Genomic DNA, 15,996 nt, shown 5'->3' on the forward strand with positions numbered 1-15,996 from the left:
TTTTATTCAAGGTATCTAAACTATGCCTTGAATGGCCCTAAAAATCAAATTTCTGTCTGCCCAAATCCCCGAACCGCTAATCAAATGAGGCGTACCTTTGCCTTATGCGAATCAAAGACCACTGGAATTTCACCGACGAAGAGTTCGAAAAACAATTCGAAACGTACCAGCTAAAACCGACTATGTTTTCCCACGAAGCTCATTTGAGGTTGGCTTATATCCACATCAAGAAATATGGGCGGGAACAGGCTGAACTGAACATGTGCGACCAGATCAAAGGGTATGCTGAATCGCTGGGTGTGTTTGATAAATTTAACAAGACGGTGACTATCGCTTCAGTAAAAGCCATGGATCACTTCATGCAAAAAGCTAAATCGGATAATTTTAAAGATTTCATTCGAGAGTTCCCACGCTTACTCACAAACTTTAAAGACATCCTGGGTCAGCATTACGGGTTCAATGTATTTGCTGACCCACATGCAAAGCAGGAATTTGTTGAACCGGATTTATTGCCTTTCTAAAATGCCTACCTTTTTTCCTACACCAAATGATTTCAGAAACTGGCTGAAAGAAAATCATGAACTTGAAACTGAACTGTGGGTAGGGTATTATAAGAAAGCCACCGGCAAACCCAGCATCACCTGGCCTGAGTCGGTAGATCAGGCACTTTGTTTTGGCTGGATTGATGGTATCCGAAAGAAATACGATGCAGAAGCCTATCAAGTTCGGTTTACCCCACGTAAGCCAACCAGCCACTGGAGCCATGTGAACATCAAGCGAATGGAAGAGCTGAAGAAGGCTAATCTGGTAACTCCGGCAGGACTGGCCGCCTATGCTCAGCGAGATCCTAAAAACACCGGACAAGCTTCCTTTGAGCAAAAGAATGTGGCCCTGAGTGCCCCCTTTGAAAAACAGCTAAAAGCAAACAAAAAAGCCTGGGATTATTTCAACAACCAGCTTGCTCCATCCTATCGCAAGCAATCCATACACTGGGTGATGAGTGCAAAAAGAGAGGAAACTCGTGAGAAAAGATTTCAGACACTCTTAGATTGCTCGACCGAGCAGACCAAGGTACCTCCGCTCAAGTGGACAAAGTGATTCAAAACTAATGATTAACTTTCGTCAACTGCTATGAAAAATTTAAGGCAATTCTTAAAGGAATTCACACTTATAACTCTTAGTATTCTAATCGCTTTTTGGATTGAAGACTACCGTGAGCAGAAAAATAATGATCGTGATACAAAAGAGCTGTTGATCAATATCAAACAGGACATTTTAGGCAACTCGGAAATATTAAGGGAATATAGTTTAATGCAGGAAAGTGCCATTATCCCCGCGATGAATTCAGTGCTTATTGATTTGGAAGATTGCATTGTTGATTCAACACACACCCTGGTAAATTTTCTCAGTTTTACACCTGTATTGCATCTGAGATTTGAAGGATATGAAAATCTTAAAAATTCAGGATTATTATCAAATATTGAAGATGACACCCTTCTTCATGGGTTTAAACCCATATCACTTGAACTTCGGTACATTGAAGACAATAAAAAAAGGCGAGAGTTATTGGAAAATAAGTTGGTGGAAATTTCCTATCCTGCAATCTACTCGACTGAAAGAAAAGAATGGATTACAAAACAATCTAAGTTTTTACTCACTGCTGAAGAGTGTGGTGAGCTAAACTTTCTATTATCTGCATGGATCCACATGGAACAAGAATTCTCAATTCAAATGAGTTATACTTCAGAAAGCATTAAAACATGGCTTCCTCGACTAAATCGTGAAATAGAAGCAAAGTAGTTTACTCGACCTTCTTCGGATGCAATTCATGGAAAAAGATGTCTCCATTCGGAACATCAAATTCCAGCCCAGTCACCTTCAGGTTGTTGTCGAGCGTAAACGAAACTGTTCCAAAATCAAACCAGGCATGTTCTTTATCCCACTTAATTTCATAGGTATCGTAGTGCCAGTGCTCTAACGTTGCACTTAGTAATGGAGCATACTGAAAGGCCATTCTCAGTTGCTCATTGGTTTCAACAACTGAAATTTCTCCATACATCGGATCATAGTAAGTACCCTCCATTTCAGTGATTTCAATGGAGGGTTTTGTCTCCATCCTACGGGCAGCTTTTCTTTCCTCCACATCTTCCCTATGGCCATCTCGTGACCGTGCCCTTTCGAGATATTCTGGAGACCAGTCGCGCGTATCTTTTTTCAGGTATTGGTTGGCAATGTAGTATGTCAACGGTGTAGAGATGCTTTCCATTGTATTCGTGAGTACAACGATCCCGAGTTTAAGATCCGGGATCATCATCACGCGAGAGTACATGCCATCGTATCCGCCACCATGACTTGCAACCATTGTTCCATAGTAGTCCATCAGGCTCCAACCTAAACCATAACCCGCAAAATGCCTTCCCGGAATTGATCCTTTGGAACCTTCACTTAGTTTGAAATTATTATGTGGTGTCCATAATAGGTTTTGCTGTTCCTTCTCAATGTATTGCTTTCCGTCCCATTCACCTCCATTCAAATTCATCATCATCCATTTTGCCATGTCTGAAGCGGATGAAATAATCCCTCCAGCGGCACTTGGTGCATCCCAGCTGGCCCATTCTATAGGAACCGTTCCGTTTTCCAATGTAGGTTTATGAGGTGTGGCAGCATTTTCCGGAAGATCACTAATACTGATTACAGTGTTCTCCATTCCCAGTGGATTCATAATATGCTCTTTCACATAAGCTTCCCACGGCTCACCTGTCACCTTTCTTATCACCTCACCTGCTGCAATAAACATTAGATTCGTATAGCCATATCCATCCCGGAATTCATACGCTTCCGGTACGTATGCCGCTTGCTTTATGATTTCCTCAGGGGTTTTCTCGGTCTTATACCAAATCACATCTCCGCTGAAGGTTCCAAGGCCCACGCGATGGCAAAGGAGGTCTTCGATTGTAACCATTGATGAAATGTATTCATCACCATAAAGTGTGAAGTATGGCAGGTAATCCCTTACTTTATCCTTCCAGGAAAGTTTGCCTTCCTCCACAAGTCTGGCAATGCAGGAAGCAACAAAAGCCTTGGAATTGGATGCGATGGCAAAAACAGTATTTTCGTCTACCTGATCTTTCCCTCCCAGCTCCTTTACGCCATATCCCTTACTTAGAACCACCTTTCCATCTTTTACAATGGCTACTGCCATTCCTGGTACATTCCAGTCCTTTCTGGCCTTTTCAATGTATTTGTCAATGGCTTTTACATCCACCTGAGCGGAGGAAGCAAAAACAACTAGTAGCAGGGATAAAATTGAGATAAACTTTTTCATTCTTCGGGGTTTAAGATGAAGAACGAAAATACGAAGAATCATGCTGGGAATTTACCAGGTGGAGCTTTTGGCGTTGAGTACCGCTTTCATCACATCCTTTTGACTGATCTGGCCAATCAATTTACCATCCCAGATAACCGGAAATCTTCTCAGGCGCTTCTCCAGAAACATCTTGGCAGCTTCAAAAATATTCAGGTCAGGACTTACTGTGATCACATTTTTAGCCATGTATTCTTCTACCCGACCGGTAAAGATGGGCATATTGTCATATTTGCCTTTTACCACTTCCTTCAGGCAGTCACCTTCGGAAATCACTCCCACCAATTCACCTTGGTCATTCACCACAGGCCCACCAGAAATTTTATGTTTCATCAAAGCGTCCACGACCTCATGCATGGCCTGATCCGGCCTAAACGTGATAAGCTTCCTGGCCATGTAATCTTCTACTTTGAGTGCCTGGGATTCCTGGGTTTTGGGAGCTTCTGCTCCTCTGTAGCTCATTACCATATCTAGCTGAATTAATGTTTTAAGTAGCATAGAATCTACTCAAAAAACACGAAAACGCAAAATATTAGCACACAGAAACTTAGCTTGAGTGATCTGAAACAATGACCCAGTCATTGCCTAACCGTCTGAAAAGCAGGGAGAAATGCCCGCTGGGGTTGTCGCTTTTTCTTTTAAGGCTCCACTTACCTATCACCGACCAGAAATCATCGCTAAGGGGCTCCAGTATGATCAAATCGAAAGTCAACTCGCCCATTGCAGATTTATCCGGATAGGATTTTTTATAATTATCAAGGGTTTGCTGCCAGCCATACGTCAACCCTTTGCTCCCGATAAAAACCAGTTGATCAGATTTCCAGTAGCCTTCCATGAAGCACTCCAGATCACCGGCGTTCCAGCATTCCTCCTGCTGTGCCAATACCTCGCGGATGGCCCGCTCGTCCGGGTTCTGCTGTGAAAAAGCCTGTGTGGTGGTGAGTAGGAGTATGATCCCGATTTTCCTCATTTTCTAAGATACGTTTGAATCTTAGCTTTCAGGGTTTCTTTATCGGTGGTGATATGAGGGTCGCTATAGATTTTCAGCATCATCTCGCGCAACACATCTTCATCATAGCCCAGCTTGCTGGCGATGCGTGCGCAAAATTTGATTTCTTCTTTATAAATCCGGCCATCGATCTTCATCAGTTGTACCACATTGTAGAGGTAGTCATAGCGCAAGTCATCAGAAAGGGTTTCCAGCCCTTCTATCACAGAAGGATCTTCGAAACATTCGCTGATCTCCTCTGCGGACATCCCGTTGGCCTTGCCTATTTGCTTGATCAGGTCGATTTCTTCCTGCACAACCACTCCATCTACCCGTGCCAGTTGCACAAGCATGTTGAGGTGGGACCGGACGATATTTGGAAAGTTATTCTCGATGACTATTTTGATTAGTTACTATATTGCTATAGGCGAAATCATGTCGCTTCACAAAAGTAAACCCAGCTAAGCTAATCTCAAACTATTAAAGTTTAGCATTGAAAATGGCCAAATAGATGAATTTTCTAGCTCACTTGTACCTAAGCGGAGATAATGAGGAAGTTTTAGTCGGAAACTTCATAGGGGATTTTGTGAAAGGCTCGCAAATGGACCATTACCCGGATCAGATTCAAAAAGGCATTCGCATGCACCGAAGTATTGACCATTTCACAGATACGCATGAAGTAGTGCTGAAAAGCAAAGTGCGTTTGCGGGAAAAATTCAGGCATTATGCACCAGTGATTGTGGATGTGTATTATGATCATTTCCTGGCCAGGGATTGGTCCCTTTTTTCGGATGTCCCGCTTTTGGAATACACGGAGCATTTTTATACAATGATGGATCGGTACTACGACATCATCCCGAAAGGGGTCATTCACATGTTGAGCTACATGTCCAGGGACAACTGGCTATATAATTACCAATTTATAGAAGGAATAGACCGTGCGCTAACCGGGATGAGCAGGCGAACAAAATTTGTCAGTAAGATGGAAGAAGCCTCTCAAGCCCTTCAGGATCATTATGAAAAGTTTGAAGAAGAATTCCATCAATTCTTTCCGGATTTGCAAGCTCATGTGGCCAAATTTGAGGTATGAAAGACCTTCTAATTGTAGGGCTGGGTGGATTTCTGGGCAGTGCGCTGCGATATGGTGCGTACCTGCTCACCGCAAGGTTTTACATTGACAAACCCTTCGTTGGGACTCTGGTTGTGAACTTGCTTGGCTGTCTTGTCATTGGACTGCTGAGTGGCAGCCTGATCCGGCTGAATAACCAGGCCGCCCTATTTCTGATTGCGGGGGTGTGCGGAGGTTTCACCACTTTCTCCACCTTTGCACTGGATGGACTGAAAATGCTCAAAGCCGGAATGATTGGCCAGTTCATTTTATATGCGTCTGTGAGCATGGTTGGAGGTTTGATACTCTGCCTGATTGGGTTTTATTTGGCCAACAAAGCATAATCTTTCAGTTTTCAATCCTCATCCCCTACTCAAACCACTCCGGATCTACCTTTACCGTGAATGTGCCCTCCGAAAAAACCAGCTTCTCTGGGGCCTTGCCAGGTGTTTGGTTGCCTTCTCGCTCCAATACAAGAGATACACTAAATATCCCCTGAATTTCAGTGTTTTGTGAGCTATAATCTGTAATTCTTACAAAGTTGAAAATTGATGTTGTGTCCAAAATATAATAGTCACCTAGAACATCTCCATCATCAAGCAAAGTACCATAGCTCGAAGAAGTGATCGAAGAGTTACTACCATCAAATAGTTCAAATTTTTGTTTTTCAAAAATCGGCAAAATTCCACCTATTCCAAGTGATTCGCGCCAATATCCTTCTTCGCTGTAAGTATCAAGTACTATTGAAAATCTTGTACTGTCAACCGAAAGCTGTGTACGACATAGGGCACTCCAGCTATCACCGTTTTTTTCTGCATTTCCAATCCCCGTATAAATATCAGGGATCAAACTACCAGGTTCTTCTTCTTTGCAGCTTGAAAGACAAACCAAGAGGAGCATTTCAAATATGATCAAGCATTTTTTCATGGCTACTCAAACCACTCAGGATCTACTTTTACCGTGAATGTGCCCTCCGTAAAAACCAGCTTCTCTGGGGCCTTGCCAGGTGTTTGGTTGCCTTCACGCTCAAGAATCAATGAGACTTTGAAGATTCCTTCGATTTCTGCGTTATTAGGATTATATGAAGTTATGTGGATAAAACTATCATGCACTGTGGTGTCGAGACCATAGGAATCTCCTCCTACATCACCATCATCTATCCATGTCCCATATCCAGCAGAAGTTTCGGTAAAGCCATTTCCATCAATTGATTTAATATTCTGCCTTTCAAAATATGGCTTAACGCTTCCAATTCCTAGTGTTTCACGTAAAAAACCTTGTGAACTAAAAGTGTTTACTATTATTGAAATTCTATTTGTTTTTAACTTTTGACTCCTAGTAAAACCACTCCACTCTTCACTATTTTTTAATGCAGTAGCTGTCCCAGAATAAATATCCGGAATCAAACTGACAGGTTCTTCTTCTTTGCAACTTGTGATGCAAAATAAGAGGAGCATTTCTAATATGATCAAGCATTTTTTCATGGCTACTCAAACCACTCCGGATCTACCTTTACCGTGAATGTGCCCTCCGTAAAAACCAGCTTCTCTGGTGCTTCCCCTGAAGTCTGGTTGCCTTCCCTCTCCAATACAAGAGATACATTAAATATCCCCTGAATTTCTGCTTTCTGAGGTTCGTATTTTTTTATCTGAATGAAGCTGTCATTTACAGTTGTATCTAAACGATAAATATCACTTAAAACATCACCATCGTCAATCCAAGTTACAAAACGTGATGAGGTTATAGAGGAATTATTACCGTCAAATAGTTCAAATTGTTGTTTTTCAAAAATCGGCAAAATCCCACCTATTCCAAGTGATTCGCGCCAGAATCCTTCCTCACTGTATGTATCAAGAATTATCGTAAATCTTGTTGTATCTACAGATAACTGAGTTCGTGCTATTGCATTCCAACTCACTCCGCTCCTAATAGCAGTTGCTGTCCCAGAATAAATATCCGGAATTAAGCTCACAGGGTCTTCATCCTTGCAGCCAAGGAAACAGGCCAAAGACAGCATTGTAAGTATGATCAAATACTTTTTCATCACTATTCTTTTATGAATCTGTAATTGGTTGATCCTCCTCTTCCTGATAATCGGATGATATAATTTCCGGCTTTTAAGCTGGAAACATCTAAAGTGATTCTATTGGATGAACGCCCAGTTATTTTCTGTTTAAAGACAAGTCCTCCTTTCAAATCAATTACTTCAATTTTCTCGATCTCTGACTGATCCTCTTTCGTCAAATGTATTTCTACAATATCCGAGGATGGGTTCGGGTAGATGAGTGATTCATCAATGCTGAATCCATTGGTATCGAACAATGTGCTGTCCGCACAATGCGGATCACAGGGGGATATGATGTCGCCTTCGTCCGGGTTGAGCACAAAGTGATGGTCTGTGTATTGCTCATTGTCACCATCTATCACCCGCAACCTGACGTCCAGGTCATTTCCATTGGGCATGGTGTAGGCAAGCGAGCTTGCAGTCGATACTTGAAAGTAGGCTCCTCCTACACTTACGTCCCATTTGTACGAAACGTTTCCTGTGGCATTCTGCACCAGGCTGGTGAAGTTGAGTATGGTGCCGCCATCAGCCGCATCCGGGCCGTAGATGGTGGCCAGCAAGTCCGGCTGGGTAAAGCGGAAGCCCGCAACTGTGGGGCCGTTTGTATTGTGCACACGTGTATTGAAAGCAGTGCCCAGTGCACCCGTAGACTGCCCCTGGTGCGATACCTGCGGATTGGAAAAATGCAGCACCCGCTCCCTGCCCTGCTCCTGGGTGCGCATCACTGATCCGTACTTTGTGGTAGTCTGAAACGGCCAAATGCCTGTGGTTTTTTGCCAGTCGTACCCATGCGCATCGCCGGGGCTGGGGTCTGCGGCTATTTGATGCCTGGCACCAAATAAATGGCCCGCCTCATGGATAAGGGTCATGGTGGAGGTGGCACTACCCACCTGCACCATGGCGTAGGCATTGCTATTGTTAGGTCCTATGGCAGCAACAACACCACCTATTCCAGGATAATTGCCATTGGTAAGCAATATCACAATGTCTGCTTCAAACTGGTCCCTGAGCTGTTGGGATTGTGCATGATTTGGAAGAGCCTCAATGTCATCACTTATGTTACCAAATGTTCCATGCGAGTTTTCTACAAAGGTCGATGGCAGCACGTCTACAATATGGAGCCTGGCGTTGAAGATGTTGCTGTTGAAGATCGCATCAAACCACTGGTCTTCTGCGGTATTGGCAAGGTCTGCCATATTCAGTCCGGTGTTTTGTGCATTGTTGGTGAAAAGCACCAGGGCCCTTATGTCCTCTGTCCCGGATTTATTGGACTGTTGTTTTGGTTCTGTATCGCTAATTTTTCCTTCTTCCGGGTTTTCTTTTATTTCAGCCTCTACGGGTCCTTTCACCGCACACCCATCCAGAATGAGCTTGTCCATGTTGTACTCAATGAGCAATGCATGATCGTCATCATAGTGCTGAATGTCATATACCTTGCCCTTTGTTCTTATTTGCCCGTAGAGCCTGTCCTGCTTTTTGGATAGTGTGACAGAGCCATTTTTGAAGGTTCCTCTCCACCTAAGCTCAGAAGGAGAACGATAATCGAGCTGCTGTGTAGCAGTAATACCCACTCCTTTAACTGGAAGGTCAAAAAATACCTGTTGGTTTCTGATTTTTGCTTCAAAATCTTCCACCTTCACTACCACCACATTTGTAATGTCAGGCAATTGATTTATCTGCTCAACCTTGTTTAATAGTGAGTTGTCCTGTAACTCGTTTATTTTAATCTGCTTTAAGGCAAAGCCTGCCGATCCTTGTTGTGCATAAGACAATCCGAAAGAGAGCAGGAGAGCAATTGGAATGATAAGTTTTTTCATAAATAGTGAGTTTTTGTTCAATATACATAAAACAGAATTAAAAATTGCAGTTAATTAAATTAGGATACTGCATTGACATTTTTAGTGATGCAGGATTCTGCCCTATGAACAAAGCATAATCTTTCTTTATTTTTCACCGTTATATAAGCTACTTAACCCTTTCGGATGACCAACTATTACCATGTATTGGGGCTCTCTGAAAATGCCTCCCCAGCCGAAATCAAAGCTGCTTTCAAGCGGCTGGCGGTGCTTTATCACCCAGACAAACATCCGGGCAGGCCTGAGATGGAGGAAAAGTTTAAGGAGATCAATATCGCCCATCAGGTCCTCTCAGATGAATATGAAAAGGCCCGGTTTGACCTCAAGCTAAAGTATCAGCAGTTTTCTCACAGCCACCAGCCGCCACCTTATACTTACCAGACCAATCGGCCTCACTATGGAGCGCCCCCTCGTCCACGATACTATTACCAAACCAAAGTGGACTACCGTAAGAATGCCATTGCTACGGCTTATGCATTTGGTATCACCTTTCTGATTGCATTGGTGGTGATGACCGGGATCTGGGCGAAGAAAACTTATGACAGCCATCAAATGGAGAAGCTGCTGGCCGAGCGAAGATCCACTTTTGTAGAAGCTAAAAAACAATTTGAAACCGGTGACTATCATGCAGCTTTTGAGACCATGACTTCACTCAGCTTCTTTCACAGGGAGGAAGATGACATGAAGCTTTTTAAGGATAATATGCTCAATGAAATCATAGAAAAAGGAAACCGGAGATTTTCAAATGAGGAATACACCGAAGCTATTGCTTTGTACGAGCTGGTGCAGGAGTTTGCACCTGAGATGCCTTTTTATGAGGTAAAGCAACAACTCGCCGAAGCGTACAAGCTGACCAACCAGCCACAGAAGGCCATTGAAATACTGAATGAATTTCTGGTGAGTGAGTATGAGATCATCACCTCACTGGTGAAAATTGCTGAGATTCATCACCATCAGCTCAAGGACTCGAAGGAAGCACTGGACTACCTCCTGATCGCCCACCGGCTGGCGGTGAAGCGCTACAAGACTTTTTACGGGGATGGGTATGCGCTGGTGATTAATGAGAAATACGTTCCAAAATCCCATTACTACCTCTATACCCAACTGGCAGACATGTACCTGGTGGTGGGAGATGCTGAAACTTCCCTAAAAGCTGCAGACTGGAACAAGTATGTGTGGCCAGACAGTGCTTCCTCATATCTCACTTCCGCTAATGCCTATTTGGCTTTGGGTAGGCGATGGAAAGCCTGCGAGGAGTTTGCTGGGGCCATGGCAAGAAACTGGAGTGGGGAAAAACCAAGCTACTGCAACTGAATGGCCGGCTACTCAAAAAATCCTCTTTGGAAAAAACTCAACATTAAAGAAGGTTATCATTGCTTTCTCCACAATTCTCCCGCAAACTACTTTGAGCTGCTGGAGAAGACTCCAACAGAAACTACGTGGGATGATGAGTTTAACTCTGCGCCATATGACTTTCAGCATGTCTTTGTGACCCGGCTAAGCGAACTTGAACAGCACTGGGCTAGCTGGAAAAAAGGCCTGAAAAAGGATGGCACACTCTGGGTATCCTGGCCAAAGGGAACTTCCAAAATGGATACTGACCTAAACGGCAACATCGTGCGGGAATATGGACTAAAAGGAGGGCTGGTAGATGTGAAAGTGTGCGCCGTGGATGACAACTGGTCCGGACTGAAGTTTATGTATCGGAAAAAAGATCGTTGATGTCATTCGTCGACTTTAAATTCCCCTCTGCAATGCTGATCGCCGAGCAAGGCTATGTCATCCTCTATTATGAGTTTTCTGGTTCTCAAACAGGTGCTCGAAAATAGCCGGTGAACTTCCCGGTGCTGCTACCCGCAAATTTATTATGAAGGATTTTTCCGAGTTCAATGAGAAATAAAAAGGGTGAATTATTTATTTCTTTCCTCAATACTTGAATCGTTCATTTCAGTTGGAAAGAAATCTGTGACAAAGACCTTTTTTTCGGATTCAAGTATGAAATAGATTATTTTCACTTTTTTACGAGATGTAAGCTCATAAAGAAGGTATTTGTGACCTAATCCCAGAAAAGCCAATTTATCTTCATTCCTACCTCGGCCGGACATTTTATCGAGTGAAAGTGCCATGTCTAAAATCTCATCTGACTTACGATCAGCACTTTCCACAGAATGAGTTGAGTACAAGTATTTCAGTAAGTCGTAGTAGTAAATCTCAGCTTCGGAAGTGATATCTACTAAATAACCTGATTCTTCTTCCACTGATTTACTTCTTCTTTGAAAGATTTAATGGAACGTGTTTGTCCTTCTTTTGCCGAGACTAAGGATTGCTCTGCCCTGGCAATCATTTCATCATCAGAAGTATTAAAAAAATCTTTTTGAGTCTCTTTTAGGAGTAGCTTCAAATGAAGACTTAATAACTCTGTATCCTCTATCTTATCGATGATTTCGTGCAATGATTGCTTTACAGAAGGAGCCGTCATAATAAACTGTTTACTACAAAATAACGATAAAAATCTTAGAATCATTTCATCATCAGGACCTCACCGAATGAACTTCTTCAAGTTGGCCTCTTATGTATCGGAAAAAAGATCGTTGATGTCATCGTCAGCGGTAAACTCCACTTTACAACGCTGACCACTTAGGAGTTCCATATCATCCACCATGATAAACTCGTCATGTTCTTTCTGCATTTTGGCGTTGGCTTCCTTCTTCACTTTGATTCGCTTGATGGCCTCTACAAACCTCCTCATCTCGGTTATGTCCTGAAGGATTAATTCCGGAACCTGTGTTGGTTTCCCGTCATCCCCCTTTGCTACCATGGTAAAGTAGCTGTTGTTGGTATGTTTGACCTCATTGGTTTTTACATTCTCGGAGGTGACCTTAATACCCACAATCAATGAGCTATTCCCAACGTAATGTACTGCGGCATCCAGGGTTAAAAGCTCCCCCACCTCTACCGGCTGCAGAAACTCTACTCCATCCACGGTCACCGTCACACAATAGGCGCCCGCATGTTTGCTGGCCACTGCATAAGCCACTTTATCCATCAGTGAGAGAATGAGGCCTCCATGAACCTTCCCGCCAAAGTTGGCGAAGGAAGGGATCATCAATTCGGTGAGCTTAGTGCGGGAAAACTGGACTGTGCGTGGCTCCATGGGTCAGAATTTTACTTTCACATCGGTGGTCTGCTCCCCATTGATCACCTTGATCAGGTCGAACTCATAAATTACATCTTTTCCATTCTGTTCCATTAGTTGATCCTGGCTCACTTCCCTCGCAGGCTTTGGCAAGTGTAAAATCAGTCGGGATTTAGCCCCTTCCAGCATAGTATTGAGCATCATCATAGTAGAGTCGTTCATATCCACCGATTCAAAAGGGGTGGATGTTCGGGAAAACATATTTCCGTTGAAGCTATAGGTCACCTGCACATCTGGCATGTCCATACCCATGCCACCTCCGGTAGCCGTCTGGTTTTCATTCATAAAATCCTGAAATCCCTGCAAGTCTTCAATATTATCAAACCTGAAGCTCATCCCCGAATTCAAAAAAGCCTCCTCTCGGCTTCCCTTCATAAACATGACCATCTTTTCCACATACTTCTTCTTGGCTGGATCGTTTTTGATGCTATCGGGTACACGGGTGGAAAAGTCAATGATGGAATCGACTTCAGCCGGAAAGTCCTTCCATATCTGTGCGTCCACTATTTGCCTCAGGCTATCCTCCGAGGCATCCGGATAGAAGCTGCTCATCATCCCCATCATCATGGCGCGGGTGCTGCTGATCACATCCGTATACACCAGGTATTCACCGCTTCCGTCTTCATTGAGGTAAATTTCTTCAGTGATATTGGCACAGGAAGTGAGAAGCACAATCAAGACAACTATTGTCTTTTTGGCATGTTGCGTCAGGTTATTCATTCGGTTTTGATTCGGTCATCAGCCCACCAAATCCCCACTCATCTCCCTGCATTTTTTGATTTTTTTGTTGAGAATGAGTTTCCAGAATGGCGAACGAGTAACTACTAATTTAGTCTTTACCCAGAGGTTATTCAAACGTTTGCCAGTCCAGGTTTTGCTGCCAGCAACGTTAACCGGCTCTACGATGTATTCAAAGCCCATTTTGTGGGTTTCCTCGGTCACGCACCGATTGCCATAGGCGATCTTATTTCCATCTGGCACATAAATCAATCCGATGTGCTTGCGCTTCGGCTTGTTTGCCGCCTTATTGGCATCCTTGCGCATCTCCAGATTCTCCGTGGGGAGGTAATCCTGCACGGGCTTTTCTTTCTGCCCAAAACTGGCCCATGAAATACTAATAAATATGATCGGGAATAGCACTCGCCACATAGGAAAACCAAAATAGAGAAAATTTCAGCAATGATTGCTGGTCGTGGGGGTAATAAATAACTTGCGGGGCAAAATTGGCGGAACGTGAAGTTTTTAATCTCCTTTTTTCTCAGAAAGGTACCTCGAAAGTACCTTCAGCTTTTTAGCCACGTGGCGCTTCGGATCGTAGCGGTTTTCTACCGTGGAAATAAAGTGCAATGTCCTGTGTGTGAATCACGCTTTCGCAAATTTCTTCCGTACGGGAGACAATCGAGAAGCAATGCCCTATGCCCTAAATGTCTGGCACTGGAACGCCACCGACTGATCTGGCTTTATCTGAAACGAAAGACTGACTTCTTCACTAAACAAGCCAAAATGCTCCATGTCGCACCTGAGATCTGCTTCATGGAAAGGTTTGAAGCCCTGGAGAATTTGGAATACATCACAGCTGATATTGAGTCGCCACTGGCCAAGGTGAAAATGGATATTCACGAGATTCCGTTTGAAGATAATTCAATCGATATCATCTTTTGCAACCATGTGCTGGAGCATGTGGATGATGACATGAAAGCCCTGAGTGAAATGCGAAGGGTGTTGAAACCCGGTGGGTGGGCCATTCTACAAGTGCCCTTTTTCTACCCACTCCTTAAAACTACCTATGAGGATAAAAGCATCGTAGATCCGAAGGAGCGTGAGAAAGCCTTTGGGCAGGACGACCATGTGCGGATGTACGGGGAAGATTACGGGACCAGGCTGGCGAGTTCGGGCTTCCGGGTGGTGGAGGAGCGGCTAATCGATGAGCTGAGTGACGATGAAAAAAGCTTATATGCCCTGCCGGAAAAAGAGGTGATCTACAAAGTAGTGAAGTAATCTTGATAGGCAAATCAGCAAAATTAATTGTGGACATTTCACTGCTCACTCAACTCGATGTTATAGGTTTCCCTGGCAAACTCATTAAACTCTCTCAACTCCTTTATCAGGCTCATCTCCGTAGCTCCAAAATCACTGAAAAGAATGAGGCAAACTTGCTTGAGTCTGGGATCATCAAAAAAAGCTGGCTGAAAGATGATGTCCCCTACCTTAGAATTGTATCTGTTTACAAGCACTTCATACTTTTCGATCTCAGCCAGCCAGTTGATGAATTCATAAGAAACCAACGTGTGTTTGGAATCCTGCACCAGAAACTTCCATGTCGTTGATTTAAGATCAGGTGTAGTCACTCCCTGGGTCTTTTTAATTACGTCCGCCAGGGTGTAGCTTTCATCGTCCAAATAGGCACTCAGCGTATCCATAAACTTTGCCTGCCTTTGAAGCGAATATTCCAGTTCCCTGATGTTTGCCTCGTTTTCTTTAATGATGGAGGACACTGAGTTTCGGATGTAGGCCGATTCTGAGCAAGATTGCTGCCAATTGTTAATAAACAATGCGAGAAGGATACCAACGAGCACCGGAACAATATCTAAGAGTATTTTTTTAATCTTCATAAATCTGATATCAGTTAAAGGCATATTCAACACCAAAATACACCTCATAGATAAACTTATTCAAAGGAATAATTGGTTTATCATCCAATAAGAAGTTGGAGGTCATCTTGATTTTGAACTGATCTGTCAGGGCATTTTTGAATTCCAACTGCCCGCTCACCCGATTTCGAAAAACATCAATGGCGCTATCATTTCCTGACTGGAAATAGATGATCGCATTCACATTGGTGGTGGGGGTTAGTTTCACATCGGCACTGAAGTAAGTATTCAGTTTCCAAAGTTCTTTTTCGATTTTCTCCTCCGTGCCATTCCATCGCTCATACTCCCGAAACAGCCCCAACCCCATATAGAGTGAGTTTTGCTTCTGGAGGATATTCCACCGATAGCCTCCTCCCAGCAGCCATCTCAGTTCCATGTTTCGGGATTCATCAAACTGCACCTGACCATAGACTTCCGGCGTGAGTGTGGCGGCCCTTCTAAATATCTCCCTCAGGTGGGCAGTTCCATTGTAGATGAGCGGACCATCGCCAATTTTGAAATAATTCAGCCCGCTAATGAGTACGGTTGCAGACTGCTCGGCGATATATACCACATCCACATTATTATTCGCCCCTATGTACACATTTTGCTTTTCAGCCGTGGAGCTCCTGTTGTTGATTGCGAATGTGGCATCAATTACCCCAGTAAAATAATTGGAAGAATCTGTGGCCAGAAAGTCTTTATCCACTTTGAGGATTTGGGCTGACGCACTAGCCCAACTAATTATGAAAAGAATGAAGAATATCAGTTGTTTCATTGAGCGGCAAA

At 43.5% G+C, this 15,996-nt stretch carries 23 protein-coding genes; 8 read left to right on the top strand and 15 right to left on the bottom strand.

Annotated elements, in window-relative coordinates:
• Positions 1–104: 104 nt before the first annotated feature.
• The 3 genes from RLN88_RS09435 to RLN88_RS09445 are packed head-to-tail and all read left to right on the top strand — an operon-like array spanning position 105 to position 1,800.
• A complete protein-coding gene (locus RLN88_RS09435) occupies positions 105–521 on the top strand; it encodes a hypothetical protein (RefSeq protein ID WP_350221148.1) in 417 nt (138 codons plus the stop codon).
• Between the two features lies 1 nt (position 522).
• Complete coding sequence (locus RLN88_RS09440) at positions 523–1,098, top strand: YdeI/OmpD-associated family protein (RefSeq protein WP_350221149.1); 576 nt, start codon at positions 523–525, stop codon at positions 1,096–1,098.
• A 33-nt stretch (positions 1,099–1,131) separates the two neighbouring features.
• Positions 1,132–1,800, top strand: a complete 669-nt coding sequence (locus tag RLN88_RS09445) for a hypothetical protein (protein WP_350221150.1) — start codon at positions 1,132–1,134, stop codon at positions 1,798–1,800.
• 1 nt (position 1,801) lies between these two features.
• Here the strand turns inward: RLN88_RS09445 and RLN88_RS09450 are convergent, their stop codons facing one another.
• The 4 genes from RLN88_RS09450 to RLN88_RS09465 all read right to left on the bottom strand — a co-directional run bounded on the left by RLN88_RS09450 (position 1,802) and on the right by RLN88_RS09465 (position 4,705).
• Positions 1,802–3,325, bottom strand: a complete 1,524-nt coding sequence (locus tag RLN88_RS09450) for a serine hydrolase (RefSeq protein ID WP_350221151.1) — start codon at positions 3,323–3,325, stop codon at positions 1,802–1,804.
• A gap of 51 nt (positions 3,326–3,376) precedes the next feature.
• Positions 3,377–3,826 (bottom strand): CBS domain-containing protein, encoded by a 450-nt coding sequence (locus RLN88_RS09455; protein WP_350221152.1) that lies wholly within the window; start codon positions 3,824–3,826, stop codon positions 3,377–3,379.
• An 85-nt stretch (positions 3,827–3,911) separates the two neighbouring features.
• The gene (locus RLN88_RS09460) at positions 3,912–4,334 is read right to left on the bottom strand and encodes a YybH family protein (RefSeq protein ID WP_350221153.1); all 423 of its coding nucleotides are present in this window, start codon (positions 4,332–4,334) and stop codon (positions 3,912–3,914) included.
• The gene (locus tag RLN88_RS09465; RefSeq protein ID WP_350221154.1) at positions 4,331–4,705 is read right to left on the bottom strand and encodes a tellurite resistance TerB family protein; all 375 of its coding nucleotides are present in this window, start codon (positions 4,703–4,705) and stop codon (positions 4,331–4,333) included. The genes RLN88_RS09460 and RLN88_RS09465 overlap by 4 nt, the downstream gene beginning before the upstream one ends.
• A gap of 158 nt (positions 4,706–4,863) precedes the next feature.
• Here RLN88_RS09465 and RLN88_RS09470 point away from each other — a divergent pair, with 158 nt between their 5' ends.
• Together RLN88_RS09470 and RLN88_RS09475 are read left to right on the top strand one after the other, a co-directional pair.
• Complete coding sequence (locus tag RLN88_RS09470) at positions 4,864–5,442, top strand: acyl carrier protein phosphodiesterase (RefSeq protein ID WP_350221155.1); 579 nt, start codon at positions 4,864–4,866, stop codon at positions 5,440–5,442.
• A complete protein-coding gene (locus tag RLN88_RS09475; RefSeq protein ID WP_350221156.1) occupies positions 5,439–5,804 on the top strand; it encodes a fluoride efflux transporter FluC in 366 nt (121 codons plus the stop codon). Before RLN88_RS09470 ends, RLN88_RS09475 begins: the two co-directional genes overlap by 4 nt.
• A 25-nt stretch (positions 5,805–5,829) precedes the next feature.
• Here RLN88_RS09475 and RLN88_RS09480 read toward each other — a convergent pair whose 3' ends face one another.
• Genes RLN88_RS09480 through RLN88_RS09495 form a run of 4 tightly spaced genes read right to left on the bottom strand, consistent with a single transcriptional unit; the run spans position 5,830 to position 9,342 of the window.
• The gene (locus RLN88_RS09480) at positions 5,830–6,360 is read right to left on the bottom strand and encodes a hypothetical protein (protein WP_350221157.1); all 531 of its coding nucleotides are present in this window, start codon (positions 6,358–6,360) and stop codon (positions 5,830–5,832) included.
• A 29-nt stretch (positions 6,361–6,389) separates the two neighbouring features.
• Positions 6,390–6,932, bottom strand: a complete 543-nt coding sequence (locus tag RLN88_RS09485; protein WP_350221158.1) for a hypothetical protein — start codon at positions 6,930–6,932, stop codon at positions 6,390–6,392.
• A 14-nt stretch (positions 6,933–6,946) separates the two neighbouring features.
• Entirely contained in the window at positions 6,947–7,504 is a 558-nt protein-coding gene (locus RLN88_RS09490) for a hypothetical protein (RefSeq protein ID WP_350221159.1), read from the bottom strand.
• A 2-nt stretch (positions 7,505–7,506) separates the two neighbouring features.
• A complete protein-coding gene (locus RLN88_RS09495; RefSeq protein WP_350221160.1) occupies positions 7,507–9,342 on the bottom strand; it encodes a zinc-dependent metalloprotease in 1,836 nt (611 codons plus the stop codon).
• 165 nt (positions 9,343–9,507) lie between these two features.
• Here RLN88_RS09495 and RLN88_RS09500 point away from each other — a divergent pair, with 165 nt between their 5' ends.
• A complete protein-coding gene (locus tag RLN88_RS09500) occupies positions 9,508–10,695 on the top strand; it encodes a J domain-containing protein (RefSeq protein WP_350221161.1) in 1,188 nt (395 codons plus the stop codon).
• Complete coding sequence (locus tag RLN88_RS09505) at positions 10,696–11,103, top strand: DUF3052 domain-containing protein (RefSeq protein ID WP_350221162.1); 408 nt, start codon at positions 10,696–10,698, stop codon at positions 11,101–11,103.
• Positions 11,104–11,291: 188 nt separating this feature from the next.
• Here RLN88_RS09505 and RLN88_RS09510 read toward each other — a convergent pair whose 3' ends face one another.
• The 5 genes from RLN88_RS09510 to RLN88_RS09530 all read right to left on the bottom strand — a co-directional run bounded on the left by RLN88_RS09510 (position 11,292) and on the right by RLN88_RS09530 (position 13,726).
• A complete protein-coding gene (locus RLN88_RS09510) occupies positions 11,292–11,639 on the bottom strand; it encodes a hypothetical protein (RefSeq protein ID WP_350221163.1) in 348 nt (115 codons plus the stop codon).
• Positions 11,615–11,860 carry a hypothetical protein gene (locus RLN88_RS09515; protein WP_350221164.1) on the bottom strand — a complete coding sequence of 82 codons (246 nt, stop codon included), beginning with the start codon at positions 11,858–11,860 and terminating at the stop codon, positions 11,615–11,617. The genes RLN88_RS09510 and RLN88_RS09515 overlap by 25 nt, the downstream gene beginning before the upstream one ends.
• A gap of 90 nt (positions 11,861–11,950) precedes the next feature.
• Positions 11,951–12,535 carry an acyl-CoA thioesterase gene (locus RLN88_RS09520; protein WP_350221165.1) on the bottom strand — a complete coding sequence of 195 codons (585 nt, stop codon included), beginning with the start codon at positions 12,533–12,535 and terminating at the stop codon, positions 11,951–11,953.
• Positions 12,536–12,538: 3 nt separating this feature from the next.
• Positions 12,539–13,297 carry a hypothetical protein gene (locus RLN88_RS09525; protein ID WP_350221166.1) on the bottom strand — a complete coding sequence of 253 codons (759 nt, stop codon included), beginning with the start codon at positions 13,295–13,297 and terminating at the stop codon, positions 12,539–12,541.
• Between the two features lie 18 nt (positions 13,298–13,315).
• Complete coding sequence (locus RLN88_RS09530) at positions 13,316–13,726, bottom strand: hypothetical protein (RefSeq protein WP_350221167.1); 411 nt, start codon at positions 13,724–13,726, stop codon at positions 13,316–13,318.
• Positions 13,727–13,810: 84 nt separating this feature from the next.
• Here RLN88_RS09530 and RLN88_RS09535 point away from each other — a divergent pair, with 84 nt between their 5' ends.
• Entirely contained in the window at positions 13,811–14,575 is a 765-nt protein-coding gene (locus RLN88_RS09535; protein WP_350221168.1) for a class I SAM-dependent methyltransferase, read from the top strand.
• A gap of 38 nt (positions 14,576–14,613) precedes the next feature.
• On the opposite strand, the gene RLN88_RS09540 is transcribed toward RLN88_RS09535, so the two are convergent.
• On the bottom strand, positions 14,614–15,189 hold the full coding sequence (locus RLN88_RS09540; protein ID WP_350221169.1) for a hypothetical protein: 576 nt from the start codon (positions 15,187–15,189) through the stop codon (positions 14,614–14,616).
• A 10-nt stretch (positions 15,190–15,199) separates the two neighbouring features.
• Positions 15,200–15,985, bottom strand: coding sequence for a DUF481 domain-containing protein (locus RLN88_RS09545; protein WP_350221170.1), 786 nt, complete (start codon positions 15,983–15,985; stop codon positions 15,200–15,202).
• Positions 15,986–15,996 lie beyond the last annotated feature (11 nt).

It is taken from the genome of Ekhidna sp. (assembly GCF_040223195.1).
Lineage (GTDB): Bacteria > Bacteroidota > Bacteroidia > Cytophagales > Cyclobacteriaceae > Ekhidna.

What these genes read in the sequence shown, in the direction of transcription:
- RLN88_RS09435 (WP_350221148.1), top strand. Translation starts at nt 105, where the DNA reads ATGCGAATCAAAGACCACTGGAATTTCACCGACGAAGAGTTCGAAAAA.
- RLN88_RS09440 (WP_350221149.1), top strand. Translation starts at nt 523, where the DNA reads ATGCCTACCTTTTTTCCTACACCAAATGATTTCAGAAACTGGCTGAAA.
- RLN88_RS09445 (WP_350221150.1), top strand. Translation starts at nt 1,132, where the DNA reads ATGAAAAATTTAAGGCAATTCTTAAAGGAATTCACACTTATAACTCTT.
- RLN88_RS09450 (WP_350221151.1), bottom strand. Translation starts at nt 3,325, where the DNA reads ATGAAAAAGTTTATCTCAATTTTATCCCTGCTACTAGTTGTTTTTGCT.
- RLN88_RS09455 (WP_350221152.1), bottom strand. Translation starts at nt 3,826, where the DNA reads ATGAGCTACAGAGGAGCAGAAGCTCCCAAAACCCAGGAATCCCAGGCA.
- RLN88_RS09460 (WP_350221153.1), bottom strand. Translation starts at nt 4,334, where the DNA reads ATGAGGAAAATCGGGATCATACTCCTACTCACCACCACACAGGCTTTT.
- RLN88_RS09465 (WP_350221154.1), bottom strand. Translation starts at nt 4,705, where the DNA reads ATGCTTGTGCAACTGGCACGGGTAGATGGAGTGGTTGTGCAGGAAGAA.
- RLN88_RS09470 (WP_350221155.1), top strand. Translation starts at nt 4,864, where the DNA reads ATGAATTTTCTAGCTCACTTGTACCTAAGCGGAGATAATGAGGAAGTT.
- RLN88_RS09475 (WP_350221156.1), top strand. Translation starts at nt 5,439, where the DNA reads ATGAAAGACCTTCTAATTGTAGGGCTGGGTGGATTTCTGGGCAGTGCG.
- RLN88_RS09480 (WP_350221157.1), bottom strand. Translation starts at nt 6,360, where the DNA reads ATGCTCCTCTTGGTTTGTCTTTCAAGCTGCAAAGAAGAAGAACCTGGT.
- RLN88_RS09490 (WP_350221159.1), bottom strand. Translation starts at nt 7,504, where the DNA reads ATGAAAAAGTATTTGATCATACTTACAATGCTGTCTTTGGCCTGTTTC.
- RLN88_RS09495 (WP_350221160.1), bottom strand. Translation starts at nt 9,342, where the DNA reads ATGAAAAAACTTATCATTCCAATTGCTCTCCTGCTCTCTTTCGGATTG.
- RLN88_RS09500 (WP_350221161.1), top strand. Translation starts at nt 9,508, where the DNA reads ATGACCAACTATTACCATGTATTGGGGCTCTCTGAAAATGCCTCCCCA.
- RLN88_RS09505 (WP_350221162.1), top strand. Translation starts at nt 10,696, where the DNA reads ATGGCCGGCTACTCAAAAAATCCTCTTTGGAAAAAACTCAACATTAAA.
- RLN88_RS09515 (WP_350221164.1), bottom strand. Translation starts at nt 11,860, where the DNA reads ATGACGGCTCCTTCTGTAAAGCAATCATTGCACGAAATCATCGATAAG.
- RLN88_RS09520 (WP_350221165.1), bottom strand. Translation starts at nt 12,535, where the DNA reads ATGGAGCCACGCACAGTCCAGTTTTCCCGCACTAAGCTCACCGAATTG.
- RLN88_RS09525 (WP_350221166.1), bottom strand. Translation starts at nt 13,297, where the DNA reads ATGAATAACCTGACGCAACATGCCAAAAAGACAATAGTTGTCTTGATT.
- RLN88_RS09530 (WP_350221167.1), bottom strand. Translation starts at nt 13,726, where the DNA reads ATGTGGCGAGTGCTATTCCCGATCATATTTATTAGTATTTCATGGGCC.
- RLN88_RS09540 (WP_350221169.1), bottom strand. Translation starts at nt 15,189, where the DNA reads ATGAAGATTAAAAAAATACTCTTAGATATTGTTCCGGTGCTCGTTGGT.
- RLN88_RS09545 (WP_350221170.1), bottom strand. Translation starts at nt 15,985, where the DNA reads ATGAAACAACTGATATTCTTCATTCTTTTCATAATTAGTTGGGCTAGT.